We start from the raw sequence: 23,913 nt of genomic DNA, 5'->3' as shown, positions 1-23,913 counted from the left end.
GAACCGTGCCGTTTAGGTGATTCCACCGGTGCTCGGCTATGCTGGACTCTGCTGTTCACAACACCTGCGCCTGGCGTACGGAGTTGGGATCTCGAGATGCGCGAGTGGCGGAACGGCAGACGCGCTGGCTTCAGGTGCCAGTATCCGAAAGGGTGTGGGGGTTCAAATCCCCCCTCGCGCACACTGTACGACGACGAAGGGCCCCCGCTGTGCGGGGGCCCTTCGTCGTAGGTGGCGGGTGATGTCAGCGGAAGTCGCGCGAGCGGGTGGTGGCCTTGAGCTGCAGGACCTCGATGCGGTCCGCGACCACGTTAACGATCCCCTCGGAGGACCGCTCGAGGACTCCGCGGACGATCACGCTGCTGGCTTCCCGTGCCACGCGGCGGTAGCGCTGCCAGACGCCCACGGAGCAGATCACGTTCACCAGCCCCGTCTCGTCCTCGAGATTCATGAAGGTGATGCCGCTCGCCGTCGCGGGCCTCTGCCGGTGCGTCACCACTCCCGCCACCTCGATGCGGCGCCCGGAATCCGCGGTCTTCAGCTGGGCGGCGGTCAGGGCGCCCCGGCGTTCCAGCCTGCCCCTGGCGTGGCGCACCGGATGGTCGTCCGGGGTGATGCCGGTGGACCAGAGATCGGACCCCACCTTGTCGATGTCGGAGAGCTCGGGCATCAGCGGAGGCTGGATATACACGGCGGTCCCCTTGATCTGGCCCTCACGCTCGGTGGAGGCCGGGCCGGCGTTCCACAGTGCCTCGCGGCGGCTCAGACCCATCGAGTCGAAGGCACCCGACGCCGCAAGGGCCTCGAGCTGGCCTGCATTGGCGCCCGTGCGCCGTGCCAGGTCCGGCATGTCCTCGTAGGGTCCGTTCCGTTCCCGCTCGGCGACGATCCTCTCCGCGAGCTTCACCCCGAGCGATTCCACGCTGGCGAGCCCCAGCCGCACCGCGTAGTTGCCGTCACGGCGGTGGGGGGTCGAATCGAAGGGTGTGTCCTGATCGAAGTATCCGACCGGGGCCTGTTCCTCCTCGGTGCAGCAGTCCATGCCGGTGGTCCGCCCGCGGGGGTCCTCCGGTGGCTCGTAGCCCTCGAGCGGCTCGAGGTCGGCGTGCACCCCGGAGTGCAGGATGTCGGGGCGCAGGACGACGGCGCCGTGCCGCCGGGCGTCCGCGACGAGCGTCTGCGGGGAGTAGAACCCCATGGGCTGCGCGCGCAGGAGCGAGGCGAGGAACGCGCCGGGATAGTGCAGGCGCAGCCAGGCGCTGACGTAGACCAGCAGTGCGAAGCTGATCGAGTGGCTCTCCGCGAACCCGAAGTTCGCGAAGGCGTGGATCTTGTTGTAGATGGTGTCGGCGACGTCGCCGGTGATCCCGTTGGACGCCATGCCCTCGTACAGCTTGGCCTTGAGGGAGTCGATCCGCTCCTCGCCCCGCTTGGATCCCATGGCACGGCGCAGGAGGTCGGCGTCCGCGCCGCTGCAGCCGCCCACCACCATGGCCATCTGCATGAGCTGCTCCTGGAAGAGCGGCACCCCGAGGGTCCGTTCCAGGACGGGCTTGAGGTCGGGGTGGATGTACCGGACCTCCTCCTCGCCCATCTTCCGCTTGATGTAGGGGTGGACCGCGCCGCCCTGGATGGGGCCGGGCCGCACGAGGGCCACCTCGATCACGAGGTCGTAGAACTGGCGGGGCTGCAGGCGCGGGAGCATGCCCATCTGCGCGCGGCTCTCCACCTGGAAGACCCCTACCGAGTCGGCGAAGCACAGCATGTCGTAGACGCCCTGCTCCTCCTTGGGGATGGTGTGCAGCTCCCACACCTCGCCGAAGTGCCGCTCCACGAGGTCGAAGTTGTACTGGATGGCCGCGAGGATGCCGAGGCCCAGCAGGTCGAACTTCACCAGCCCCATCCACGCGCAGTCGTCCTTGTCCCACTGCAGGACCGTCCTGCCCTCCATCCGGCCATGCTCGATGGGGCATACTTCTCCCACGGGCCGGTCGGTCAGCACCATCCCGCCCGAATGGATGCCCAGGTGGCGCGGGAACTTCAGGACCTCCTGCGCGAGGTCCACCACCGCGTCCGGTATGTCGTGGTCACTGCTCGAGACGAGTCCGCCCCACCGCTCGATCTGCCGGGACCAGGCATCCTGCTGTCCCGGACTGTGACCCAGGGCCTTCGCCATGTCGCGGACAGCGAACTTGGGGCGGTACGTGATGACGTTGGCCACCTGGGCGGCATTGAAGCGACCGTACTTCCGGTAGACGTACTGGATGACCTCCTCGCGGCGGTCCGAGTCGAAGTCCACGTCGATGTCCGGCTCCTCGTCCCGCATGCTCGAGAGGAACCGCTCGAAGGGCAGCTGGTACTTGATGGAGTCCACGGCCGTGATCTCGAGCAGGTAGCAGACCGCCGAATTGGCCGCCGATCCCCGCCCCTGGCACAGGATGCCGTGGCGGCGCGCGTAATGCACGAGGTCGTGGACGATCAGGAAGTAGCCCGGGAACTTCTTCTCCTCGATCACCTCCAGTTCGCGTTCGATCCGCTCGCGGACATCGGCCCGCCCCCCGTACAGCCTGTCGGCGCCCTGCCAGACGAGTTCGCTCAGGTAGCTCATCTGGGTGTGGCCCTCGGGGAGGTCGATGGTCGGGAGCCCGGGCCGGACGCTCCGGAGCGTGAAGGAGAGATCGGAGGCGATGTCCACGGTGCGTTCCACCGCTCCGGGATAGTCCCTGAACCGCCGCGCCATCTCGGCTCCGCTGCGCAGGTGGGCGGCGGCGGCCGCGGGGAGCCAGCCGTCCATCTGGTCGAGGCTCCGGCGCGCCCGGACGGCGGCCAGGGCGGAGGCGAGCCGGTGCTGCTTCGGGGTGGCGTAGTGCACGTTGTTGGTGGCCACGGTGGGCAGTCCCAGCCGGGCGGCGACGGCGGCCAGGGCGTCGTTGTGGGCGGTGTCGAGCGGGTTGCCCTGGTTGATGAGCTCGACGGCGACCGCCTCGCGGCCGAACAGCTCGACGAGCGTCCTCAGCTCGGCCTCGGCCGCGGCCTCACCCTCCGCGACGAGAGCCGAGCGCACGGCCCCCTTCCGGCATCCGGTGAGGACCATCCACTGGCCGTCGGCGTGCCCGGCAAGACTCTCCAGGCTGTAGCGGGGTTTCCCCTTCTCGGCTCCGGCAGCCAGCTGGGCCTCGGTGATGGCCGTGGACAGCCGGTGGTAGCCGGCGGATCCGCGGGCGAGGACCAGCAGGTGCCGCCCTTCGGGGTCGGCTTCCCCGTTCTGCGGTCCGGACAGGTCGAGGGACAGCTCCGCGCCGTACAGGGTCGAGAAGCCCGGGTACTTCTCGGCGGCCTCCGCGAAGTGCACCGCACCGTACAGTCCGTCGTGGTCGGTGAGGGCCATACCGCTGAGCCCGAGCCGCTGGGCCTCCTCGGCGAGGTGTTCGGGGCTCGACGCGCCGTCGAGGAAACTGAAATTGGAGTGGACGTGCAGCTCCGCGTACGGCACCACGGGACCCTCGGGAGCGGGGGCCTCCGCGGGAGCAGTGTAGGGCTGGCGCTTCCGCGACCAGGCGGGGCTGTCCCCGCCGTCGGCCCCCGGGGGAGGTGCTCCAGGGCGGGTGGCCGAGAGGTTCCGTTCGAAGTCCGACCACGGGATCGGCGGGTTGTTCCAGCCCATGGCGTCCCTCCCTGTCTGGATGTCTTCTGTCCGGCTGCCCGGATGTCGTCGCGGTGGCGGCCGCCGTCAGTCGTAGCCGGCTTCGACCCACCACGCATGGTCCTCGAGCAGCAGCAACCAGGCGGATCCTGACCGGTCCACGAGCTGGAAGCGGTTGAGTACGCGCCCCTTCGGGTCCCACCAGCGCTCGTTGATCGGCCAGGGCCCGGCCCACGAGTGCACGGGCCGCCGGCCGTCGTCCGGCCCGGCGCTGAAGAAGGCAGGATCGGCGCTCAGGAGTCCGCGGGAATCCACGTCCACCGGGTTGCCGCGGGAATCGACGACGGCGGCGGGCACGGGAGCGGCGTACACGGTGGCCGGGGCCGGTCCGGGAAGCCGGCCGGGCCAGGGCTGGTGGCGGTCCCTCGCCGGCACCTTGGCGGACGGCTGCCGACCGGCCGGGGCATCACCCCACGGGATGTACACGCGGCGGTCCGCCAGGAGCCGCCCTCCGGCGATCACGGCGGTGAGCACGGCGCCGTGACCCAGCATGCTCTGCACGCGGGCCAGTCCGTGGTGGATCCCTTCGTCCGGTCCCGTCCCCCACAGGCCGTCCGCGTGGTCGCCGAGGTCCTCGACGATTGCGGGGACGACGTGGACCCGGGTGATGCCCGAGGTCAGTCCGTGATCGGTCGCGTTGGTGCCCTGGAGCTGCCAGCGCACGCGGTCCACGACGTCGTCGGCGTCGAACCAGCGCGGGTGCTGCCACCGGCGCTCGGACGTCTCACCGGACTCCGTGTGCAGCGTGACGTGCAGTGCGGTACACACGAGCCCCGCCTCGCGGAGTGTGTCGACGAATTCGCCGGCCCTGGTCCGGAACGCGAAGGCGAGCTGGTCGATGCGGGCGAGGGGCGGCTCGAAATCGGCGAGGGTGTCGAGGTGGGGTGGTGGCGTGCGGGCGACGACCCTCCGGTGGTCCACCCCGCTCGCCTGGCGGTGGGCGATGGCCCCCTCGATGCCGAAGCGGTTGCGGACGTCGGAGGCTTTCAGCGCCGCGAAGTCGCCGAGGGAACGGATGCCGAGGCGCTTGAGCAGCACGGTGAGCCGGGGTTGTCCGAGGACTTCCAGGGGATAGCTCGCAAGGAACCACGCCGAGCCGCCCGGCGGGATGATCACCAGCTGCTCGACGTCGTCGTCCAGCTCGTCGGTGGCCCTGGCCGCCTGTTCGGCGGCGAACGGCCCGTCCGCGATGCCGATCCGCACGTCGGTGAGGCCGATGGCGGCGAGGGCCTGGAAGACCACGTCCGCGGCGTTGCGCTCGCTGCCGTAGTAGCGTGACGGCCCCTTGATCCTGATAGCGCACAGTCCCGGACGGAGGGCCTGGACCCCGGGCAGGATGGCCTCCACGGCCACGATCACGGGTTCGAAGGTGCGTTCGTCGAGCGACGGGTCGTAGGGGAGGGACACGAGCCCCGTGCTGCGCGCCTGGGCCTCGCGGATGCGCAGGCCCCGCTTCACGCCGTCCTGCCGCGCCGCCGGGGAACAGGCGAAGACCTCCCCGCGGTCCACGAGGACGAGGGCTGCGTCGGCGGGCAGCGCGTGCTCGCGCAGCGCCGCCGTGATGGGCCAGTCGGGGCACCAGAGCACCATGGTCCGGGTGGCCGGAGCAGCGCCCGAAGGCTGGGTGGACCCCATGGACCGGGCGGGATCGGTGGGTCGGGCGGGAAGACCGGACGTCATGAGGACTTCAGGAGCCGGGGCTCGAACAGGGTCCCGGCTGCCGGACCGGACGCATCCGGTCTGCCGTCGTCCTGTGATCCCTGTGGCAGGACCGCGCCCTGGGACGCCGTTCCCGCCGGGGCGCCGTGCAGGTCCGTGAGTTGCACATAGGCGTGGCGGAGCCGCCCCGAGGGCTGGGTAGCGGTGATCTTCATGGAGCGTGCCCTCAGGTGGCCGGTTCCCGAGCCGAGGCCCTCCCAGGCGCTCTCGGCCACGCCGATGGTCGAATCGCTCGGCTTCCAGGCACCGAGGGTGATCAGGGCCGCGCCGCGCTGGCGCAGCCTCGCCTTCAGGCGGGCTTCCTCCGTGGGGGTGAGATGGTCCGGGGAGCGGGTCAGGACGATCGAGACGACGTCCACGAGGGCTGCCGTGACGGGTAGCCACTGGGCCCCGGGATCGGGGACCAGGACGAGGCGTTCGAGGTTGATGCCGAAGGCCTGCGCCGCCTCCACGCTGAAGTCCGGCATGCCGACGACGCTGCACCACGCGCCCGTCGCGGAAGGGCCCGCGAGCATGGCCATGGCGAGGAAGGTGGAGTTCCGGACGGCGTACGAGCCGCCGGACTGGAGGCCGCCGCCGGGCAGGATCCGCGCGAGGGCCGGAACCGTGGGCAGCCGGCGGGAATCGAGCCTGCTGGCCTGCATGCCGTTGATGCGGGCCTGGAGATCCAGGGTGATCTCGGCTGCTGAAGCCCCGCGGCGGGCGGTGGAGCCCGGGTGGTGTGCGTCCCCGGAGTCGGGAGAGGGCTCATCCCATTCGAGGGAACGGCCGGCAGCTGGAGGCGTCACTCCCTAATATTCGAATAGGTGTTCTATTAAGTCAATCAGTGTCGATGGGCCGGGAATTCCTGTTCACGGTGTAGGGAGATGCACCGGTCGCCCGCCCTCGAACGGCTTTTCCGAGGCCTCAGGCGTCGGTGGACCCGCGGGCGGCATCGCGCTCCTTGACCCGTGCGGCCTCCGCGCGGACCGCGGCCTGGGTGGACCGCTCGCTGACCAGCCAGGCCGGCGGATCCTGCAGGAGTGCGGTGATCTGCTCGCTCGTCAGGGGATCGGTGACCCCGCCCCGGGCAAGCCCGCTGATGGAGATGCCGAGCTTCTGCGCGACCACGGGACGCGGGTGCGGGCCGGTGCGGCGCAGTTCGGCGAGCCACTCCGGCGGGGACTGCTGCAGTTCGTTGAACTCCGCGCGGGTCAGCTCGGTCTCCTGGAAGTCCTGGGGAGCGGCGGGCAGGTAGATGCCCAGTTTCTTGGCCGCAGTGGCGGGCTTCAGGGTCTGAGGGGTCCTCGGGGGGTTCATGGTCCCAGCTTAACGGTCACGTCCTTCCGGCACGGGGAGGCGCTACTGTGATGGGGTGTCCGCCGATCAGCCCCGAACCCTGTCCGTGGGCTTCGTGCCGGGCGTGACGCCGGGCAAGTGGGTGGCCCGCTGGCGCGAGCGGCATCCGGAGGTACCCCTCGAGCTCCACCAGCACGACGACGCCGTGGCGGCGCTCCGGGACGCCTCCGACGACGTCGTCTTCGTACGCCTTCCCGTGGACCGTACCGGACTGCACCTGATCCCCCTCTACGAGGAGCAGCCTGTGGCCGTCATGTCCCGGGAGAACGAACTCTCGCTCTACGAGGACGTGCCGCTCGGGGAACTCGAGGGGGAGGACCTGCTCGACGTCGCCGCGTGCGGCGGCCCGAAGACGGCCGTGGAGGTGGCGGCCTCGGGCGCCGGCGTCGTCGTCCTGCCGATGTCCCTCGCCCGCCTGTACGCGCGGAAGGACGCCGTGCACCGCCCCGTCCCCGGCCTGCCCGCCACGACGATCGGCATCGCCTGGCGGACGGAGGACGAGTCCGACGACGTCGAGGAGTTCATCGGGATCGTCCGGGGGCGGACGGCCCAGAGCTCGAGGCAGCCATCCCAGCGCGAGGCACCGAAGAAGAGCGCAGCGCAGAAGGCGGCGGCCAAGAAGGCCGCGGCACAGGGGAGCGGCGGGGGCAGGGCCCCCAAGGGCGCCGGGAGACCGCAGCAGGGGAAACCGGCCCGCCCCTCGGGCACGCGGGGCAAGCGGCGCTGACGGCCTCCGCGCCGGGCGGCGGTGCAGAATGGACCTGCCCTCCGGTCGCGTCGACGCGCCGGAACCGCCCGCCATCCCCTGGAGCAGCCCATGGACGCAGACGTCCTCGTCATCGGTGCAGGACTCGCCGGCCTCGTCGCCAGTAACGAGCTGGTGAGGGCGGGCAGGACGGTCGCCATCGTGGAGCAGGAGAACGCCCACAACCTCGGCGGCCAGGCGTTCTGGTCCTTCGGCGGGATCTTCCTAGTCGACACACCCATGCAGCGGCGCCTGGGCGTGAAGGACTCGTTCGACCTCGCCTGGCAGGACTGGCAGGGCTCCGCCGGCTGGGACCGGTTCGACGGCGACCTGCCGGAGGACGAGTGGGCCGCCCGGTGGGGCCGCGCGTACGTCGAGTTCGCCGCGGGTGACAAACGGCCCTGGCTCCAGGAGCAGGGCGTGAGGTTCACGCCGCTCGTCGGCTGGGCCGAACGGGGAAGCGGGACGGCGGCAGGCCACGGCAACTCCGTGCCGCGGTTCCACGTGCCGTGGGGCACGGGGACCGGGATCTCCGAGCCCTTCGCCGACAAGGCGCGGGCGGCCGCGGAGGAGGGATCGCTGACCTTCCACTTCCGCCACCGCGTGGACGGGCTCATCCTGGACGGGGACACCGTGACCGGCGTGCACGGGACGGTCCTGGCGGCCGACGACGCCGCCCGCGGCGTCTCCTCGAACCGGGAGGCCGTCGGTGGGTTCGAACTGCGGGCGCAGGCCGTGGTGATCGCCAGCGGCGGGATCGGCGGCAACCACGAACAGGTGCGTGCGTGGTGGCCCCCACGCCTCGGCACGCCGCCGTCGAGGATGATCACCGGCGTGCCGGAGCACGTGGACGGCAGGATGCTCGACATCGCAGCCGACGCCGGCGTGCGCCTGGTCAACCGGGACCGCATGTGGCACTACACCGAGGGCGTGCGGAACTGGAACCCGGTGTGGCCGCAGCACGGCATCCGGATCCTGCCCGGTCCGTCCTCGATGTGGTTCGACGCGCTCGGGCGGCGCCTGCCCGCTCCCGGCCTGCCCGGACACGACACCATCGGGACGTTGAAGATCCTCCGCACCACCCCGGACCTCGCGCAGCACGACCACTCGTGGTTCATCCTGACGCAGAAGATGATCGAGAAGGAGTTCGCCCTGTCGGGCTCGGAGCAGAACCCCGATCTCACGGACCGGGACTGGAAGCTGCTGCTCCGGAGCCGGCTGGGCAAGGGGGCGCCGCCACCGGTGGAGGCGTTCAAGGAGAACGGCGAGGACTTCGTGGTCGCCGGCACCCTGCCGGACCTCGTGGACGCGATGAACGCACTGACCGACACCCCGCTGCTGGACGCCGGGCTCATCGAACGGCAGATCCGGCAGCGTGACGCGGAGATGGACAACGCCTACTCCAAGGACGCGCAGGTCATGAGCATCCACAATTCGCGCCGTTTCCTCGGGGACCGGCTGACCCGGACCGCGCCTCCCCACAAGATCCTCGATCCCGCTGCCGGCCCGCTGATTGCCGTGAAGCTGCACGTCATCACGCGGAAGACCCTGGGTGGCATCCAGACAGACCTGACCGGCAGGGCCTTCGACGCCGCCGGCAACCCGATCCACGGGCTGTACGCCGCGGGGGAGGCCGCCGGGTTCGGCGGCGGCGGCGCGCACGGGTACAACGCCCTCGAGGGGACGTTCCTGGGCGGGTGCATCTTCTCCGGCCGCACCGTGGGGCGTTCCCTCGCGGCGCTGCTGTAGGCGCCGCGGCCCTGCAGCAGCTGCGCACCCCAGGCGCAGGGGGGCGCGCCTAGGCCTGCGCCGGCTGGCCGTTGCTGGCCATCGTGCCCCCGTCCACCGGGAGCACGACGCCGGTGATGAAGCGGGCATCGTCGCTCGCGAGGAAGGTGATGGCGGCGGCGACCTCCTCCGGCAGGCCGCCGCGGCCGAGCGCTATGCGGCCGGCGAACTCGTCGGACAGCTCGTGCGGGTCGCCGTCCTCGGTCGTGAGGTCCGTCCAGATGAAGCCCGGGGCCACGGCGTTGACGCGCACCCCGTCCTTGCCGTGGTCCAGGGCGACGGCGCGCGTGAAGTTGCTGACCCCGCCCTTGGCGGCGTTGTACGCGCTCATGCGCCAGTCGGCGGCCACGCCGGACACCGAGGAGACGTTGACGATGCACCCCCTGCTCTCCAGCAGGTACTCCAGGGCGGCCTTCGTCCCGTAGAACACGCCGGAGAGGTCGGTCTCGATGACGCGATGCCACTCCTCGACGCTCGTGTCCTGCACGGTGCCCTGCGTGATGGTGCCCGCGTTGTTCACGAGGACGTCGAGCCGCCCGTACCGCTGCACGGTCTCCTGCACCATGACGGCCACCTGACCGTAGTCCGAGGAGTCCGTGGTCACCGCCGTCGCCCGGTCCTCGGGCAGGGACGCGACGACGGCGTCGATCTTGTCCGCGACGGAATCCGTCAGGACCACCCGCGCCCCCTCGGCGACGAAGCGCCGCGCCGTCGCCTCCCCGATACCCGAACCGGCGCCCGTCACGATGACGACCTTGTCCTCGAACCGCTGCTGCATGTCCACGCCCCCTAGTCCGTTGCTTCCGACTGGAGGTCGATGAACTGCCAGGCGTCGTCGTCGAGCCCGCCGTTGCCCGGTCCGCCCGCCTCGGTGACCGCCGTCCTCACGGACTCGGGCAGGTCCTCGGCACCGTTGTGCTCCCGGAGCCACTGCTTCGCGTCGATGTCCACGCGTGTCCACCACTGCTCTACGGGGTCCATTGCCTCGCTCCTCTCGTTTCCTCCACCGTGGCATCGTGCCCGTCCATGCCGCAACAGGTGCATGCGCTCCACGGAGGAGGCAGTACCTGCTAGCGGGTGTGCAGGGCCGGCCGCCGCGCAGGAGCACGAACCGGACACGGCAAGGGAGGCACCGGCCGGTGCCTCCCTTCCCGTCAGACCCCCGTCAGATCCCCGGTCGGGCGGGGGTACAGGGCGTCAGACCGTGGCGTGATCCGTGCCGACGGGCGTGACGACCTCGGCTGTCGGCTCCATGTTCTCGGCGTCGACCATCCACGCGTACTGCTCGAGCCGGGCGATGAAGCCGTGCAGCAGGTCGGCGGTGGTGGGATCCTCCTCGTCGATCTGGTCGTGGACCTCGCGCATGGTGTTCACGGCGGCGTTCAGCATATTGACCACGAGACCCACGGTGTCCTTGGTCGAGACGAGCCCGGCGGGGAACGGCTGGATCTTGGTGCCGTCGGCGACGGCGACACTGCGGCCGTCGGGGACGGCGTGCAGGGCGCGCATGCGCTCCGCCATCTCGTCGGCGAAGGTGCGGGCGTCGTCGATGATCTCGTCCAGCTGCAGGTGGAGGTCACGGAAGTTCTTGCCGACCACGTTCCAGTGGGCCTGCTTGCCCTGCAGGTGCAGTTCGATGAGGTCGACCAGCACGGCCTGCATGTTGTCCGTCAGGGTGGGTGAAGCCTTCATGAATCCTCCAGTGCTCGATTTCCTGCTCCGGGCGGGGTTCGGACACACCGATTCCCGCCGGATGGACTCCTTTCACCCTAGACCCGCGCGTTGGTCAATTCCACCGGATCTGCATACGCTAAGGGGACTTATGGTTAGCCGTGCCGCATTCCCGATCAGGGGGTGGCAACGGCGCCGGAGTCTCTACGAGGAGGAACCTTTTGGCTTCAGTGCAGGAATCTATCGACGTAGCAGTACCGGTGAGCACGGCCTACAACCAGTGGACCCAGTTCGAGAGCTTCCCGCAGTTCATGGGGGGCGTGGAGTCCATTACGCAGACCTCGGACACCCGGACGCACTGGGTGACGAGCATCGGCGGCGTCCGGCGTGAGTTCGACGCCGAGATCACCGAGCAGCACCCGGACGAGCGTGTGGCCTGGAAGAGCACCGACGGCGAGTCCCATGCCGGCGTGGTGACCTTCCACCGCCTCGACGCGACCACCACGCGGCTCATGGTGCAGATCGACTGGCACCCCGAGACCTTCACGGAGAAGATCGGCGCCGTGGTGAACGCCGACTCCGCCCAGGTGAAGGGCGACCTCAAGAGGTTCAAGCAGTTCATCGAGAAGAGCGGCGGGGAGACCGGCGCCTGGCGCGGGAACGTCGACGCCCCGCCGACGGGTGGCGGGGACGCCATGCCGGCGAACGATGCGCTGCCGGACACGTCCACCAACGACCCCGACTCGGGCGGACCGCGCGTCGGCTGACGCGCACCCGAACGGCACTCGAGGCGGATCCCCCAGGGGGTCCGCCTCGGGTCGTCCTAGGGGATGCGGCCCACCTCGATCGAGGCGATCGCCTCGGTGGCCTGTCGGGACAGGCCCGCCGAGATGGGTGAACTCTTCGCCGCCGCGGCAGCCTCGGCCTGCCCCTCGGCACTGACGGCGTACGTGCCGAAGGCCCGGACGACGACGGCGGTCGCCTCGTTCTCGTACCGCGCACAGTAGACGTGGTAGGACACCAGGACCAGAGGGTAGACGCCCGGCGCGGTGGTGGTGCGGTCGAGGTCGAGCGCGAGATCGTACTCCTGGCGGCCGGGGACGCGGGCCGCGAGATCGACGGCGGCGGCGGCCGCCTCGGAGCTCACCGGGACGTACGTGTCCCCGACCCGGAGGGCCACGCGCCCGAGCGGGTCCCCCACGGCGGAATCGTCGGCATAGGTGACGGCCCCCACCGTGCCGGCGACCGTGGTGACTACGCCGGCGTTGCCCTTGGCGTTCTCGTTCTCCAGGTCCGCCGGCCACATCCCGTCGGGCTCCTCCGGCCAGGCCTCGGGTGCCACCGCGTGCAGGTAGTCCGTGAAATTCTCGGTGGTGCCGGAGTCGTCGGACCGGCTCACGGCCGAGATGGGCCGGGCGGGGAGTTCCACGCCGGGGTTCTGGGCCGCGATCGCGGGATCGTTCCACATCGCGATCTCCCCGCGGAACATCCGGGCCACGGTCGCGGCATCGAGGTCCAGGGCTTCGATACCGGGCAGGTTGAACGCCACGCTGATGGGGGAGACGTAGGCCGGGATGTTGAAGGCGCCACCCGGACCGCACACCTCCGTGGACTCGGCACGCTCCTCGTCGTCGAGGTAGGCGTCCGATCCGGCGAAGCCCACGGCGCCGGCCAGCAGCGCACCGCGGCCGGCTCCCGAGCCGTCAGGCGAGTACTGCACCTGCGCCCGCGGGTAGAGGGTGGCGAATCCCGAGCGCCATGCGTCCATGGCCGGTCCCTGCGCGGAGGACCCGGAGGCGGTCACCGCTCCCTGCAGGCTCGTGTCCCCGCGCTGCGCCGCTGCTTCCTGCTCGGCACCCAGAGGGTAGTCCGAGCCACAGGCCGTGAGACCGAGGACGACGGCGAGGGACAGGGACGGTACGGCACGGCTTCTCACCCCAGCCACGTTACAGGTGGCGGAGGGGTGAACCTCAGGTGGACAGCAGGTGAACCCGCTGATCCGGTCCCGGGGTCAGCTCACCCGCGCCGCAGGCGGTAGCCGTCGCCCCGGTGCACGAGCCGGCGGCCACCACCGTCGTCGAGCTGGATCCACACCACGGAGGCGTCATCGGTCCTCATGTCCAGCACGCCGCACAGTTGCGTCCCTGCCGGGTGCTGGAAGGTGATCTGCTCGCCGCGCTTGAAGCCCGACCAGTCCTGGACGTCGTCAGTGCTGACCGGGGTGAGGGGGGCATTCATGGCGGGCCTTTCGGAAGCAGTCCGGGACCTCCCACGCTAACGGGCGCTCCTGAACGTCGCATGAACGCGCGCTGAAGGTTGTGGTGTCCCTCACACCCTCCCGATCAGAGCGTGCGCCAGTCCCCGCTGGTGAGGTGCGACCCCGCCTGCGGTCCCATGAGCAGCATCCCGCCGTCCACCACGAACGAGGCGCCGTTGACATAGCTGGAGGCCCCGGAGGCCAGGAAGGCGACGACGTCGGCGATCTCCTCCGGTGCGCCCGGCCGACCCACGGGGATCCCGGGGCGGTCCATGGTGCGGGGGTCCTCGTCGGCGGAGGCGTTCATCGGGGTGTTGATCTCCCCGGGAAGGACGGCGTTCGCGGTGATGCCCCGGTCCGCGAGCTCGAGCGCGATGGTGCGGATCAGCCCGCCGAGCCCGTGCTTGGAGGCGTCGTAGGCCGCTGAACCCACGCGCGGCTGCTCCTGGTGGACGCTGGTGACCGCGATGATGCGCCCGCCCCTGCCGCCGTCGATCATGTGCCGGGCGGCGCGCTGGATGCAGACGAAGGCGCCGTCGAGGTTCGCACCCATGGTGCCGCGCCAGGTGTCCCAGTCGGTCTCCATGAACATGGTGCCGCCGTTGACGCCCGCGTTGTTGACGAAGACGTCGAGGCCACCCAGCTCCTTCGCGAGCTGGTCGACGACGTCGCCGCAGGCGGGCGCGTCGGTGGTGTCGAGCTGCGCGACGGCGGCCCGGACGCCCTTCTCGCGGACGAGGCGCGCGGTCTCCTCGGCGCCCTCCTGGTCGGAGTGCCAGGTGACGCCGACATCGCAGCCCGCCGCTGCGAGGGCGATGGCGGTGGCCCGGCCGATGCCGGAATCGGAGCCGGTGACGATTGCTTTGGTGGGGGTGAAGTCCATGCCCCCATCCTTCGTGCCCGATGTGCGCCGCCGCAAGGGGGCCGTGGACCCGGAGCACCCCCGGGCCAGGAGCCCGGGGGTGCTGGTAGGGGGATCAGGACTCGACGGCGCCCTGCGTGCCGGAGCCCTTGACGGCGCTGGACTGGACCGGCGTGGAGGCGTCGCCGCTGACGATCTCGATCTTGCGCGGCTTCGCGCGCTCGCTGACCGGGATCGCGACGCTCAGGACGCCGTTCTCGTAGCGGGCGGAGATGCCCTCGGTGTCGACGCCCTGGCCCAGACTGAGCTGGCGGAGGAACGAGCCGCTCTCGCGCTCGCGGGTCAGCCACTTGACGCCCTCGGCGCTGCGCAGCGTGCGCTCGGCGCGGATGGTCAGGAGCTGGCCGTCCACGTCGATGTCGACCGATCCGGGGTCGATGCCCGGAAGGTCCGCGGAGAGGATGTAGTGGTCCTTCTCGCGGTAGAGGTCCATCGGCATGAGGCGGAGCCCGGGACGGCTCTCCAGGAGGGCGCCGGCAACGCGGTCCAGCTCACGGAACGGATCGAATTTGGCCACGGGAAACAACTCCTTCGCATATGCCACCGGGGAGGTGGAGGATTCCTGAAGGTTGAGCATCCTTCGCTCAACTACGAAAAATGTTAGCACTCACCCTTGGAGAGTGCTAAGAATTCTCCTGTTCGCTTCCAACGAACACACCCTCATGCAGGAAGGCCCGTACCGATGCATCGGTACGGGCCTTCCTGTAGCGCTGTCTCCAGCTGATCCTCGTGCCTGCGCGGGGCCTCGATCCCCGGGCCTTCCGCGTGTGAAGCGGATGCTCTACCAGACTGAGCTACACAGGCAACTGGTTCTCCAACAGCTTAGGGCATCGGGGCGCCGCGCCAAATTCCCCGGGATGCTCCTGGCCGATCCCGGGATGTCCGGGTACGCGCTGGTCATGGCTCCGTCACCTCAGTAGCCTGAAGGAAAGCCTGCTGATCATCCGCTACCGCCGGTACGGCGACGACGAAGGGACCGCACCATGGACAACCAGGACCTGCTGCAGCGCATCCAGGCACTCGTTCAGGAGGAGCACGAGCTCCGCGAGCAGCCGCAGGACGCCGGCGCCGGCGAGGCGCACCAGGAGCATACGGCGCGCCTGAGGAAGGTGGAGGAGGACCTCGACCAGTGCTGGGACCTGCTCCGCCAGCGCCGTGCGAAGGCCGACGCCGGGGAGAACCCCGCCGACGCGGACGTACGCCCCGTCAGCCAGGTCGAGGGATACCGCCAGTAGCGACGTCAGGGCGGCGCTACCGCGGTGCCCTCCGGTCAGCCCCGGCAGGTCGCCCGCGTCAGGGCCCGCACCCGCGTCAGCGGGCCTTCCGCAGCAGCCAGGAGAGCGTCAGGGACCCGGCGCTGCGCCGGAAGCCGCTCTGCCCGGAGATCACCTCCAGCGCCGCCCAGACCGCGAGGCAGGCGGAACTCGCGAGGCGGAGCCGCTCGCGGTTGCGTTCCTCGAGCGCCATGAAGGAGGCGGCGCCGAGCAGCGCCCACCCGAGGATCGGCGCGTTCGGTTTCAGCACGACGGTCTGGCGGCCGAGGCTGTCGGTGAGGAATCCCATCATGCGCCCTTCTTCTTGGAGGTGCCGGCGGCCTTCGTGCCGCCGGCCTTCTTCTCGCGGTTCTTCTCGACGCTGCGGCGCAGGGCCTCCATGAGGTCGAGCACGTTGTCGTCGTCGTCGTCCTTGCTCACACCGAAGGTCTCCTCGGTGTCGATCGTGTCCCCCTTCTCGATCTTCGCGTCGATCAGGGTGCGCAGCTGCACCTGGTAGTCGTCACTGAAGCTCTCCGGGTCGAAATCGGTGGAGAAGGAGTCGACGAGGGCCGCGGACATCTGCTTCTCCTTCGCGGAGATGCGCACCTTCTCCTCGAGGGCGGGGAAGGAGGCCTCGCGCACCTCGTCGTCCCACAGCAGCGTCTGGAGCATGAGGACGTCCCCGCGGACACGCAGCGCGGCCAGCCGGCTCTTCTGCCGCAGGGAGAACTGCACGATCGCGGTGCGGTCCGTCTCCTCGAGCGTGCGCCGCAGCAGCACGTACGCCTTGGTCGAGGTGCTGTCCGGTTCGAGGTAGTACGAGCGGTCGAACATGACCGGATCGATCTGGTCGCTCGGCACGAACTCCACCACCTCGATCTCCCTGCTCCTCTCCACCGGCAGGGACGAGAGGTCCTCCTCGGTCAGGACCACGGTGTGCTCGCCGTCGTCGTACGCCTTGTCGATGTGTTTGAAGTCGACCACCTCGCCGCAGATCTCGCACCGCCGCTGGTAGCGGATCCGGCCGCCGTCCTCGTCGTGCACCTGGTGGAGGGGGATGTCGTGGTCCTCGGTGGCGCTGTAGACCTTGACCGGTACGTTGACCAGCCCGAACGCGACCGCACCCTTCCAGATGGCTCTCATGGGTCAAGTGAACACCAAGCAGGCTTAGCATGCCAGAGGGTCCGGGCCGCCCGCCCCTAGACTTGAGGGGTGACTTCCGAGACCGTAGAGCCCATCGTCAGCAAGACCACGAGCGACGACGGCGGCACCGTGCTGCGCCTGGAATTCCAGTTCGCGTTCCCTCCGACCGTGCTGTGGAAGCACCTGACGGACGCCGACAAGCTGAAGTACTGGTTCCCCTGCGAGATGGAGTTCGAGCCGCGCAAGGACACGGAGATCCTGTTCCGGTACGCGGACCAGAAGCCCCTGCGCGGGACCGTCCTCGAGGCCGAGCGGCCGGGCGTGCTCGCCTACACCTGGGAGCGGGACAGCCTGCGCTGGGACCTCACGCGCACGGGCGACAACGGCACGCAGCTCGTGCTGCTCCTGACCCCGGGCAGCCCCCGGCACTCGGCCACCATGGCCGCCGGCTGGCACCTGACCATCGCCGGGCTCGACGACTTCCTCAACAAGCGCAACCTCGGCCAGGACCCCTCGCTCTGGGACGTCTACGTGAACCGGTACCGCGAGCAGTTCGGGGACTGACGGGGCCGGGCGGACCCGCCCGCGGAATCTTCGCTGGACCGCCACCGGCATCCGGTCGAGACTGGGGGCATGGTTCCTCCCCGCACGGCGCGGCAGCAGACCGTCACCGTGGACGGGCGCACACTGCGTCTCTCCAACCTGGACAAGGTGCTCTACCCGGCGAGCGGGACCACCAAGGCGGACGTCCTCGCCTACTACGCGGCCGTCGCCCCGCATCTCATCCATCATGCCGGCGGGCGCCCGGCCACCCGGAAACGCTGGGTCCACGGCGTGGGGACGCCCGGGGAACCGGGCGAGATGTTCTTCCAGAAGAACATCGACGAGAACGCTCCGGCGTGGGTGCCGCGCAACGCGATCCAGCACAAGGACCACACGAACGTGTACCCGATGGTGAACGACCTCGCGACCCTCACGTGGCTCGGGCAGATCGCGGCACTCGAGATCCATGTGCCGCAGTGGCGTTTCACGGCGGACGGCGCCCGGGGCAATCCTGACCGCCTCGTGCTGGACCTCGACCCCGGTCCCGGTGCCGGGGTGGCCGACTGCGCCGCAGTGGCACTGCTCGCACGGCCCATCCTGCAGGGCATGGGACTCGAGCCGCTCCCCGTGACCAGCGGCTCCGAGGGGATCCACCTCTACTGCGCCCTCGACGGCCGCCAGACCTCCGAGCAGGTGTCCGCCGTCGCCCGCGAACTCGCCCGGGCCCTCGAGGCCGACCACCCCGACCTCGCGGTCAGCGATATGAAGAAGGCGCTGCGCTCGGGCAGGGTGCTCGTCGACTGGAGCCAGAACAACGCGAACAAGACGACCGTGAGCCCGTATTCGCTCCGCGGGCGTACCGAGCCGACCGTCGCCGCCCCGCGCACCTGGGAGGAGCTCGACGGCGGTGAGGACCTCCGGCACCTGGACTACCGGGACGTCATGCAGCGCGTCCTGGACCTCGGGGACCTCCTCGCCCCGGCGACGACGCGCACGGCCGGGAACGACGCCGGGAGCGGTGCTGCGCCGACGGACCGCCTGTCCACCTATCGGGCGATGCGCGACGCAGCGAAGACGCCCGAGCCGGTCCCGGAGGCGGTGGGGCCCTCGGGGGGCAACAGCTTCGTGATCCAGGAGCACCATGCCCGCCGTCTCCACTACGACTTCCGGCTCGAACACGAGGGCGTCCTGGTGTCATGGGCCATCCCGAAGGGTCCACCGCTGACTCCGAGCAGGAACCACCTGGCCGTGCAGACCGAGGACCACCCCCTCGAGTACGGCTCGTTCGCGGGAAGTATCCCGAAAGGGGAATACGGCGCGGGGGAGGTGTCCATCTGGGACGCGGGCACCTACGAGCTGGAGAAGTGGAGGGACGGCAAGGAAGTCATCTGCACGCTGCACGGCAGGCCGCACGGCGGCCTCGCGCAGGCCGGTACGGCCATCCGCCGCTACGCCCTCATCAACACCGGGGGTGGAGCGGGCGGCAGGAGCAACTGGCTGATCCACCTCATGAAGGACCAGCCCGCGCAGGCGCAGGACGATCCTGAGGGCGCCACCTCCGACCCTTCGGTGTCCCTGTCCGCACCCTCCCCGTCCTCCGCTCCTTCGGCGTCCTCCGCACCGGATGCGCTGGAGGAGCCGGTGCTCGCCGGCCCCCGGAGGGAGGCCGTCCGGCCCATGCTGGCCACGCTCGGCTCCGAGCAGACCATCCCCGATCCCGAGGCCTGGGCCTATGAGATGAAGTGGGACGGGGTGCGCTGCATCGTGCAGGTCCGGGACGGGGCGGTGACCCTGGTCAGCCGCAACGGGATCGACACCACGCTCGTCTACCCGGAGCTCGGGGACCTGGGGCACTACCTCAGCGCCGACAGCGCCGTCCTCGACGGTGAGATCGTGGCCCTCGACGCACGGGGCCGGCCCGATTTCGGTCTGCTCCAGACACGCATGAAGCTGACCCGCCGCGCCGAGATCGAGGCGGCCCGCCAGGTGACGCCCGTCCGCCTGATGCTCTTCGACCTGCTCGACCTCGAGGGCAACGACCTCACCCGCCTCGAGTACCGGCAGCGGCGCGAACTGCTCGAGAAGGCCGTCGACGAGGCGGACGACGGTCATGTGCAGGTCCCTCCGATCCTCGATGCGACGCTCGCGGAAGCTGTCGAGGCGAGCAGGCAGCTCGGCCTCGAGGGGATCATGGCCAAGCGCCTCACCGGCGACTACCAGCCCGGGGCGCGGTCATCGTCGTGGGTGAAGATCAAGCACCTGCGCACGCAGGAGGTCGTGGTGGTGGGCTGGCGGCCCGGCAAGGGCACCCGCGCCTCGAAGATCGGGTCACTGCTCGTCGCGGTGCCCGACGGTGTCGACCTGCGCTATGTGGGGCGTGTGGGATCCGGGCTGACCGAGCGGGACCTCGCGGAGGCCGGTGCCCGCCTGAAGAAGCTGGGGCGGAAGACCGCACCGCTCGACGACGTGCCGGGCATCGACGCGTCCGACGCGCACTGGGTCCGGCCCGCCCTCGTGGGGGAGGTCCAGTACAGCGAGCACACCGGCAGCGGTCGTCTCCGTCATCCCGTCTGGCGCGGCTGGAGGCCCGACAAGACGCCGTCCGACGTCGTCGTCGAACTCTGATCCACGCCCATCCACCGAATATCACCCAGGAGGCATACATGAGCACTCTCGATATCCAGGCACTGGACGCCTGGTGGCGGGCTGCCAACTACGTCTCGGTGGGCCAGATCTACCTCCGCGACAACGCCCTGCTGACACGGCCGCTCACGGGGGAGGACGTGAAGGCGCGGCTGCTGGGTCACTGGGGCACCACGCCCGGGCTCAACTTCATCTACACGCACCTGAACCGCGTGATCGCCGAGCGCGGGCAGGAGATGCTGTTCGTGACAGGGCCCGGCCACGGCGGACCGGCGGTGGTGGCCAACGCCTGGCTCGAGGGGACGTACTCCGAGATCTACAGCAGCATCGGCAAGGACGGTGCGGGGCTCGACGCGTTGTTCAAGCAGTTCAGCTACCCCGGCGGCATCCCCTCCCACGCCGCGCCCGAGTCACCCGGATCCATCCACGAGGGCGGCGAGCTGGGCTACACGCTCATGCACGCCTACGGGGCCGTCTTCGACAACCCCGGGCTCGTCGCCGTCGCGGTGGTGGGCGACGGCGAGGCGGAGACCGGGCCGCTGGCCACGAGCTGGCACTCGAACAGCTTCCTGGATCCGACGGTCGACGGCGCGGTGCTACCGATCCTGCACCTCAACGGCTACAAGATCGCCAATCCCACCGTGCTCGCCCGCATGCCCGAGGAGCAGCTGCGGCAGCTGATGTACGGCTACGGGTACGAGCCGCATTTCGTCACGGTGTCCGACCCCACGGCCACGGAGGCCGCCCACCGCGACTTCGCGGACGTGCTGGACGCCTGCATGGACAGTATCCACACCCTCCAGGAGGCGGCGCGGACGCCCCTGGCGGGTGCGGACGTCGCGGAGGCCCGGTGGCCCATGATCGTGCTGCGTTCCCCGAAGGGCTGGACGGGACCGGCGGTGGTGGACGGCAAGGCCGTGGAGGGCACGTGGCGTTCCCACCAGGTGCCGCTCTCGGAGATCCACAGCAACGAGGACCACCTGCGCCAGCTCGAGGACTGGATGCGGTCCTACGATCCGGCGTCGCTCTTCACCGGGACGGGGGAACTCCGGCCGGAGATCGCCGCGCTGGCCCCCGACGGCGACCTCCGGATGAGCGCCACGCCCTACGCCAACGGCGGGTGGCTCCTCCGCGACCTCGTGCTGCCCTCGTACCTGGAGCACGCCGTGGAGGTGCCGCATCCGGGCACGGAGAAGGCGAGCCCGATGATCACCGTCGGCGGCTACCTCCGCGACATCATCGAGCGCAATCCCCACACCTTCCGCCTGTTCGGTCCGGACGAGACGGCGTCGAACCGCCTGTCCGCCGTGTTCGAGGTGACGGACAAGGTCTGGCAACCGCGCCTGGAGGACGTCGACGAGCACCTCGCACGGTCCGGGCGGGTCATGGAGGTCCTCAGTGAGCACCTGTGCCAGGGCTGGCTCGAGGGCTACCTGCTGACGGGACGCCACGGGGTCTTCAACTGCTACGAGGCCTTCGTGCACATCGTCGACTCGATGTTCAACCAGTTCGCCAAGTGGCTCAAGGTCCACCGGACGCTGCCCTGGCGGCAGCCCATCGCCTCGTTCAACTACATGCTCTCCAGCCACGTCTGGCAGCAGGACCACAACGGCTTCTCCCACCAGGACCCCGGCTTCATCGACCATGTGATGAACAAGAAGGCGGACGTCATCCGGGTCTATCTCCCGCCGGACGCCAACACGATGCTCGCGGTCACCGAGCACTGCATGAAGACCCGCGACACCATCAACGTGATCGTGACCGGCAAGCAGCCCACGCCCACCTGGCTGGGCCCCGAGGAGGCGCTCCTGCACGTCAGGCGCGGCATCGGCATCTTCGGCTTCGCGGGGTCGGAGGAGCCCGGGGTGGAGCCCGACGTCGTCCTCGGATGTGCCGGTGACGTCCCGACGCTCGAGACCGTGGCCGCCGCGCGCCTGCTGGCCGCGGGCGTCCCCGGGCTGAAGATCCGGGTGGTCAACGTCGTCGACCTCATGCGCCTGCAGGACAGCTCGGAGCACCCGCACGGGCTCTCGGCCCGCGATTTCGACACCCTGTTCACGACGTCGAAGCCCGTGGTCTTCGCCTACCACGGCTACCCGTGGCTCATCCACCGGCTGACCTACCGGCGCACCAACCACGCGAACCTCCACGTGCGCGGGTATAAAGAGAAAGGCACCACCACGACGCCGTTCGACATGGCGATGCTGAACCAGATCGACCGGTTCCAGCTGGCCATGGACGTGATCGACCGCGTACCGGCCCTCGGCGCCACCCAGGCCCGTTTCCGGCAGGACCTGCAGGACCAGCGGCAGCGCGCCTGGCAGTACACGCGCGACGCCGGGAAGGACCTCGAGTCCATCACCGGCTGGATGCTCGACGAATCTTCGCCGGACGAGGCGAAGTAAAACCCGTGGTCCCCGACCAGAAGGAGAACACCCTATGACCGAGTCCCGCATTTCCTCGACCCGCACCATCGATGCACCCGCCGGTGCCATCTTCGACATCCTGTCCGATCCCGCCCGCCATGCCGCACTCGACGGCTCGGGCATGGTGCAGTCGGACAGCAAGTCGGACCGCATCACCGCCGTGGGCCAGGTGTTCACCATGAACCAGCAGTGGGACAAGATGGGTGGTGACTACCAGACGGACAACCACGTGGTGGGCTACGACCCGAACAAGCTGCTCGCCTGGAAGACGGCGCCGGCCGGCGAGGTGCCGCCGGGCTGGGAATGGGTGTGGGAACTGCAGCCCTCGGGCCCCGCCTCCACCGAGGTCTCCGTGAGCTACGACTGGTCCGCCGTCACGGACAAGGCGATCCTGAAGAAGCTGAGCTTCCCCGAGGTGTCGCAGGACGCCCTGGACTCCACGCTCGCCAATCTCGCGGCGCAGGTCTCGGAGGCCTGATTCCCGGGTGCCCCGCGGCATCGATCGTACGGCGACGGCCGCTCCCTCGGGGTCGGCCGTCGCCGGACGGTGCGGCTCAGGACCCTGCCGGCCGCCTGACGCCTCGACCGGCGCGCGGAAGGACCGCGGCTGAGCCCCGCCGCACCCGACCGATCAGGCGGGATGCAGCGCCCGGTAGGCCTGCATCTGCCGGTACCGGCGCTGGAGGCTGTCCCGTCGCGGTGTCGCGTCCGCGTCCGTGGGCTCGGCCGTGAGGTCGATGTGCCGTTCGCCGTAGTGCCAGAGCAGCATGTCGTCGAGGAGCCGGTCCGGTCCGGGCGAGTAGCGGTGGTCGAGCGCCTTGCGGACCGTCGTGATGGTGTCGGCCTGCAGCAGGGACACGAGCTGCAGCGTGGTCCTCAGTCCATGGGCGGCGAGCAGTTCGGCCGCCCAGCCCCAGTTGTCGTCCGACTTCCGGTCCACGTGCGGCAGCAGCGTCTGCCAGACGTCACGGACGCGGTTGGGCGTGAGCGGGGCGCTGCCCTCGCCCTCCTCGTCCCAGAATCCCGTGACCGTCTCGTACCGCTCGTGCAGTTCGGCGAAGGCGGCTTCCACCGTCTCCAGCATGGCCGCCGTACCGGTGAACTGTCGGTCGAAGTAGGGGCTCCAGGCCTTCGGATTTGAGGCCTTGAAGCGGATGTCGTGCTCTATCTCGGACCACGCGTGCGCCAGCACCGTCCGCACCTGAACCTCGAAGAGGTAGCTGCCGGCGGCCTTCGTCTCGGGATCCACGGTCTGCTGGAAGGCCCGGACCACCTCGTTGTGGATGGTACGCATGATGAGGTGCCGGCTCGAATAGCCGTACGTGCCGGACTCGATGGACCCGATGTCCTTCTCCCGGTCACCGCGGCAGTCGAACTCGTGGCGCTGGCGCTTGAGCAGGTTCGCCGCGAGGTCCACCTCGTGCGGCAGCGTGGTGATGATGCGGACGCCCACCAGGTCCGTCAGGTTGCGCAGCGGGTCGGGGAACACGAGGACGGGCGTCGCACCGGTATCAGGGGACGACAGGGTGCGGGACGCCTTGTCGCGGAAGGATTCCACGGTCTTGGTGCGCGCCGTGACGAACAGCGGCTGGAGGCCCGTGCCGTCGAAGATGCCCTCGATGCTGTCCCGCATGGCGGCGGTGACGCGGTCCAGGGCCGGCCGAACGCGCTCGTACTCACGCGTATGCGCCTCGACGGTAGGCCTCAGCCGCTCGTCGAGATCATCCCATGCGCCCATGCACCGTGCCTTTCGAAGGAG

The 23,913-nt window shown here is 69.9% G+C and carries 22 protein-coding genes and 2 tRNA genes; 9 read left to right on the top strand and 15 right to left on the bottom strand.

What is annotated here, in order from left to right; genetic code table 11:
• Window positions 1-98 precede the first annotated feature (98 nt).
• Window positions 99-181: transfer RNA gene (locus tag ACX80N_RS14015), tRNA-Leu, on the top strand.
• A gap of 63 nt (window positions 182-244) precedes the next feature.
• Here ACX80N_RS14015 and ACX80N_RS14010 read toward each other — a convergent pair.
• The 4 genes from ACX80N_RS14010 to ACX80N_RS13995 form a co-directional block, all read right to left on the bottom strand.
• Window positions 245-3,664 carry an error-prone DNA polymerase gene (locus ACX80N_RS14010; RefSeq protein WP_459339890.1) on the bottom strand — a complete coding sequence of 1,140 codons (3,420 nt, stop codon included), beginning with the start codon at window positions 3,662-3,664 and terminating at the stop codon, window positions 245-247.
• 66 nt (window positions 3,665-3,730) lie between these two features.
• Entirely contained in the window at window positions 3,731-5,383 is a 1,653-nt protein-coding gene (locus tag ACX80N_RS14005; RefSeq protein WP_459339889.1) for a DNA polymerase Y family protein, read from the bottom strand.
• Complete coding sequence (locus tag ACX80N_RS14000) at window positions 5,380-6,210, bottom strand: hypothetical protein (RefSeq protein WP_459339888.1); 831 nt, start codon at window positions 6,208-6,210, stop codon at window positions 5,380-5,382. The genes ACX80N_RS14005 and ACX80N_RS14000 overlap by 4 nt, the downstream gene beginning before the upstream one ends.
• Before the next feature lie 118 nt (window positions 6,211-6,328).
• The gene (locus ACX80N_RS13995) at window positions 6,329-6,721 is read right to left on the bottom strand and encodes a DUF5997 family protein (RefSeq protein ID WP_105032246.1); all 393 of its coding nucleotides are present in this window, start codon (window positions 6,719-6,721) and stop codon (window positions 6,329-6,331) included.
• Between the two features lie 55 nt (window positions 6,722-6,776).
• On the opposite strand from ACX80N_RS13995, the gene ACX80N_RS13990 reads away from it, so the two are divergent.
• A complete protein-coding gene (locus ACX80N_RS13990; protein ID WP_459339887.1) occupies window positions 6,777-7,487 on the top strand; it encodes a LysR family substrate-binding domain-containing protein in 711 nt (236 codons plus the stop codon).
• A 90-nt stretch (window positions 7,488-7,577) separates the two neighbouring features.
• Window positions 7,578-9,254 carry an FAD-binding dehydrogenase gene (locus ACX80N_RS13985; protein ID WP_105032248.1) on the top strand — a complete coding sequence of 559 codons (1,677 nt, stop codon included), beginning with the start codon at window positions 7,578-7,580 and terminating at the stop codon, window positions 9,252-9,254.
• A gap of 49 nt (window positions 9,255-9,303) precedes the next feature.
• Here ACX80N_RS13985 and budC read toward each other — a convergent pair whose 3' ends face one another.
• From budC to ACX80N_RS13970, 3 genes are all read right to left on the bottom strand, one after another.
• Window positions 9,304-10,071: a meso-2,3-butanediol dehydrogenase gene (gene budC, locus ACX80N_RS13980; protein ID WP_459340007.1), complete on the bottom strand. Its 768-nt coding sequence runs from the start codon at window positions 10,069-10,071 to the stop codon at window positions 9,304-9,306.
• A gap of 11 nt (window positions 10,072-10,082) precedes the next feature.
• On the bottom strand, window positions 10,083-10,274 hold the full coding sequence (locus tag ACX80N_RS13975; protein WP_105032249.1) for a hypothetical protein: 192 nt from the start codon (window positions 10,272-10,274) through the stop codon (window positions 10,083-10,085).
• Window positions 10,275-10,490: 216 nt separating this feature from the next.
• Window positions 10,491-10,985 carry a Dps family protein gene (locus ACX80N_RS13970; RefSeq protein WP_459339886.1) on the bottom strand — a complete coding sequence of 165 codons (495 nt, stop codon included), beginning with the start codon at window positions 10,983-10,985 and terminating at the stop codon, window positions 10,491-10,493.
• A gap of 209 nt (window positions 10,986-11,194) precedes the next feature.
• Between ACX80N_RS13970 and ACX80N_RS13965 the strand changes: the two genes are divergently transcribed.
• Window positions 11,195-11,731, top strand: a complete 537-nt coding sequence (locus ACX80N_RS13965) for an SRPBCC family protein (RefSeq protein WP_459339885.1) — start codon at window positions 11,195-11,197, stop codon at window positions 11,729-11,731.
• Window positions 11,732-11,787: 56 nt separating this feature from the next.
• Here ACX80N_RS13965 and pstS read toward each other — a convergent pair whose 3' ends face one another.
• The 5 genes from pstS to ACX80N_RS13940 all read right to left on the bottom strand — a co-directional run bounded on the left by pstS (window position 11,788) and on the right by ACX80N_RS13940 (window position 14,947).
• The gene (pstS, locus tag ACX80N_RS13960) at window positions 11,788-12,900 is read right to left on the bottom strand and encodes a phosphate ABC transporter substrate-binding protein PstS (protein ID WP_459339884.1); all 1,113 of its coding nucleotides are present in this window, start codon (window positions 12,898-12,900) and stop codon (window positions 11,788-11,790) included.
• Window positions 12,901-12,980: 80 nt separating this feature from the next.
• On the bottom strand, window positions 12,981-13,202 hold the full coding sequence (locus tag ACX80N_RS13955; RefSeq protein ID WP_105032253.1) for a hypothetical protein: 222 nt from the start codon (window positions 13,200-13,202) through the stop codon (window positions 12,981-12,983).
• A 104-nt stretch (window positions 13,203-13,306) separates the two neighbouring features.
• Complete coding sequence (locus ACX80N_RS13950) at window positions 13,307-14,104, bottom strand: SDR family oxidoreductase (protein ID WP_105032254.1); 798 nt, start codon at window positions 14,102-14,104, stop codon at window positions 13,307-13,309.
• A gap of 94 nt (window positions 14,105-14,198) precedes the next feature.
• Complete coding sequence (locus ACX80N_RS13945) at window positions 14,199-14,660, bottom strand: Hsp20/alpha crystallin family protein (protein ID WP_105032255.1); 462 nt, start codon at window positions 14,658-14,660, stop codon at window positions 14,199-14,201.
• 213 nt (window positions 14,661-14,873) lie between these two features.
• Window positions 14,874-14,947: transfer RNA gene (locus ACX80N_RS13940), tRNA-Val, on the bottom strand.
• 179 nt (window positions 14,948-15,126) lie between these two features.
• On the opposite strand from ACX80N_RS13940, the gene ACX80N_RS13935 reads away from it, so the two are divergent.
• On the top strand, window positions 15,127-15,378 hold the full coding sequence (locus tag ACX80N_RS13935) for a DUF2630 family protein (protein WP_105032256.1): 252 nt from the start codon (window positions 15,127-15,129) through the stop codon (window positions 15,376-15,378).
• Window positions 15,379-15,454: 76 nt separating this feature from the next.
• On the opposite strand, the gene ACX80N_RS13930 is transcribed toward ACX80N_RS13935, so the two are convergent.
• Both ACX80N_RS13930 and ku read right to left on the bottom strand, forming a co-directional pair.
• Window positions 15,455-15,709 (bottom strand): hypothetical protein, encoded by a 255-nt coding sequence (locus ACX80N_RS13930; RefSeq protein ID WP_157940246.1) that lies wholly within the window; start codon window positions 15,707-15,709, stop codon window positions 15,455-15,457.
• Window positions 15,706-16,542 carry a non-homologous end joining protein Ku gene (gene ku, locus ACX80N_RS13925; RefSeq protein WP_105032258.1) on the bottom strand — a complete coding sequence of 279 codons (837 nt, stop codon included), beginning with the start codon at window positions 16,540-16,542 and terminating at the stop codon, window positions 15,706-15,708. Before ku ends, ACX80N_RS13930 begins: the two co-directional genes overlap by 4 nt.
• A gap of 69 nt (window positions 16,543-16,611) precedes the next feature.
• Between ku and ACX80N_RS13920 the strand changes: the two genes are divergently transcribed.
• The 4 genes from ACX80N_RS13920 (at window position 16,612) to ACX80N_RS13905 (ending at window position 22,632) form a co-directional block, all read left to right on the top strand.
• Window positions 16,612-17,106, top strand: coding sequence for an SRPBCC domain-containing protein (locus tag ACX80N_RS13920; RefSeq protein WP_105032259.1), 495 nt, complete (start codon window positions 16,612-16,614; stop codon window positions 17,104-17,106).
• Window positions 17,107-17,175: 69 nt separating this feature from the next.
• On the top strand, window positions 17,176-19,710 hold the full coding sequence (locus ACX80N_RS13915; RefSeq protein ID WP_459339883.1) for an ATP-dependent DNA ligase: 2,535 nt from the start codon (window positions 17,176-17,178) through the stop codon (window positions 19,708-19,710).
• A 38-nt stretch (window positions 19,711-19,748) separates the two neighbouring features.
• Entirely contained in the window at window positions 19,749-22,133 is a 2,385-nt protein-coding gene (locus tag ACX80N_RS13910) for a phosphoketolase family protein (RefSeq protein ID WP_459339882.1), read from the top strand.
• A 34-nt stretch (window positions 22,134-22,167) separates the two neighbouring features.
• Window positions 22,168-22,632 carry an SRPBCC family protein gene (locus ACX80N_RS13905; RefSeq protein ID WP_459339881.1) on the top strand — a complete coding sequence of 155 codons (465 nt, stop codon included), beginning with the start codon at window positions 22,168-22,170 and terminating at the stop codon, window positions 22,630-22,632.
• Between the two features lie 153 nt (window positions 22,633-22,785).
• Here ACX80N_RS13905 and ACX80N_RS13900 read toward each other — a convergent pair whose 3' ends face one another.
• On the bottom strand, window positions 22,786-23,892 hold the full coding sequence (locus tag ACX80N_RS13900; protein ID WP_459339880.1) for a GTP pyrophosphokinase: 1,107 nt from the start codon (window positions 23,890-23,892) through the stop codon (window positions 22,786-22,788).
• Window positions 23,893-23,913 lie beyond the last annotated feature (21 nt).

The organism is Arthrobacter sp. MDT2-16 (assembly GCF_054510925.1).
Note: the sequence above shows the minus strand (reverse complement) of the source record. Positions and strands in the feature narration are given on the sequence as shown.

Bases quoted from the DNA above. Each gene is read 5' to 3' on its own strand.
- ACX80N_RS14005 (WP_459339889.1), bottom strand. From the start codon at position 5,383: ATGACGTCCGGTCTTCCCGCCCGACCCACCGATCCCGCCCGGTCCATG.
- ACX80N_RS13995 (WP_105032246.1), bottom strand. From the start codon at position 6,721: ATGAACCCCCCGAGGACCCCTCAGACCCTGAAGCCCGCCACTGCGGCC.
- ACX80N_RS13930 (WP_157940246.1), bottom strand. From the start codon at position 15,709: ATGATGGGATTCCTCACCGACAGCCTCGGCCGCCAGACCGTCGTGCTG.
- ACX80N_RS13975 (WP_105032249.1), bottom strand. From the start codon at position 10,274: ATGGACCCCGTAGAGCAGTGGTGGACACGCGTGGACATCGACGCGAAG.
- ACX80N_RS13970 (WP_459339886.1), bottom strand. From the start codon at position 10,985: ATGAAGGCTTCACCCACCCTGACGGACAACATGCAGGCCGTGCTGGTC.
- ACX80N_RS13900 (WP_459339880.1), bottom strand. From the start codon at position 23,892: ATGGGCGCATGGGATGATCTCGACGAGCGGCTGAGGCCTACCGTCGAG.
- ku (WP_105032258.1), bottom strand. From the start codon at position 16,542: ATGAGAGCCATCTGGAAGGGTGCGGTCGCGTTCGGGCTGGTCAACGTA.
- budC (WP_459340007.1), bottom strand. From the start codon at position 10,071: ATGCAGCAGCGGTTCGAGGACAAGGTCGTCATCGTGACGGGCGCCGGT.
- ACX80N_RS13935 (WP_105032256.1), top strand. From the start codon at position 15,127: ATGGACAACCAGGACCTGCTGCAGCGCATCCAGGCACTCGTTCAGGAG.
- ACX80N_RS14010 (WP_459339890.1), bottom strand. From the start codon at position 3,664: ATGGGCTGGAACAACCCGCCGATCCCGTGGTCGGACTTCGAACGGAAC.
- ACX80N_RS13985 (WP_105032248.1), top strand. From the start codon at position 7,578: ATGGACGCAGACGTCCTCGTCATCGGTGCAGGACTCGCCGGCCTCGTC.
- ACX80N_RS13950 (WP_105032254.1), bottom strand. From the start codon at position 14,104: ATGGACTTCACCCCCACCAAAGCAATCGTCACCGGCTCCGATTCCGGC.
- ACX80N_RS13915 (WP_459339883.1), top strand. From the start codon at position 17,176: ATGGTTCCTCCCCGCACGGCGCGGCAGCAGACCGTCACCGTGGACGGG.
- ACX80N_RS13905 (WP_459339881.1), top strand. From the start codon at position 22,168: ATGACCGAGTCCCGCATTTCCTCGACCCGCACCATCGATGCACCCGCC.
- ACX80N_RS13910 (WP_459339882.1), top strand. From the start codon at position 19,749: ATGAGCACTCTCGATATCCAGGCACTGGACGCCTGGTGGCGGGCTGCC.
- ACX80N_RS13955 (WP_105032253.1), bottom strand. From the start codon at position 13,202: ATGAATGCCCCCCTCACCCCGGTCAGCACTGACGACGTCCAGGACTGG.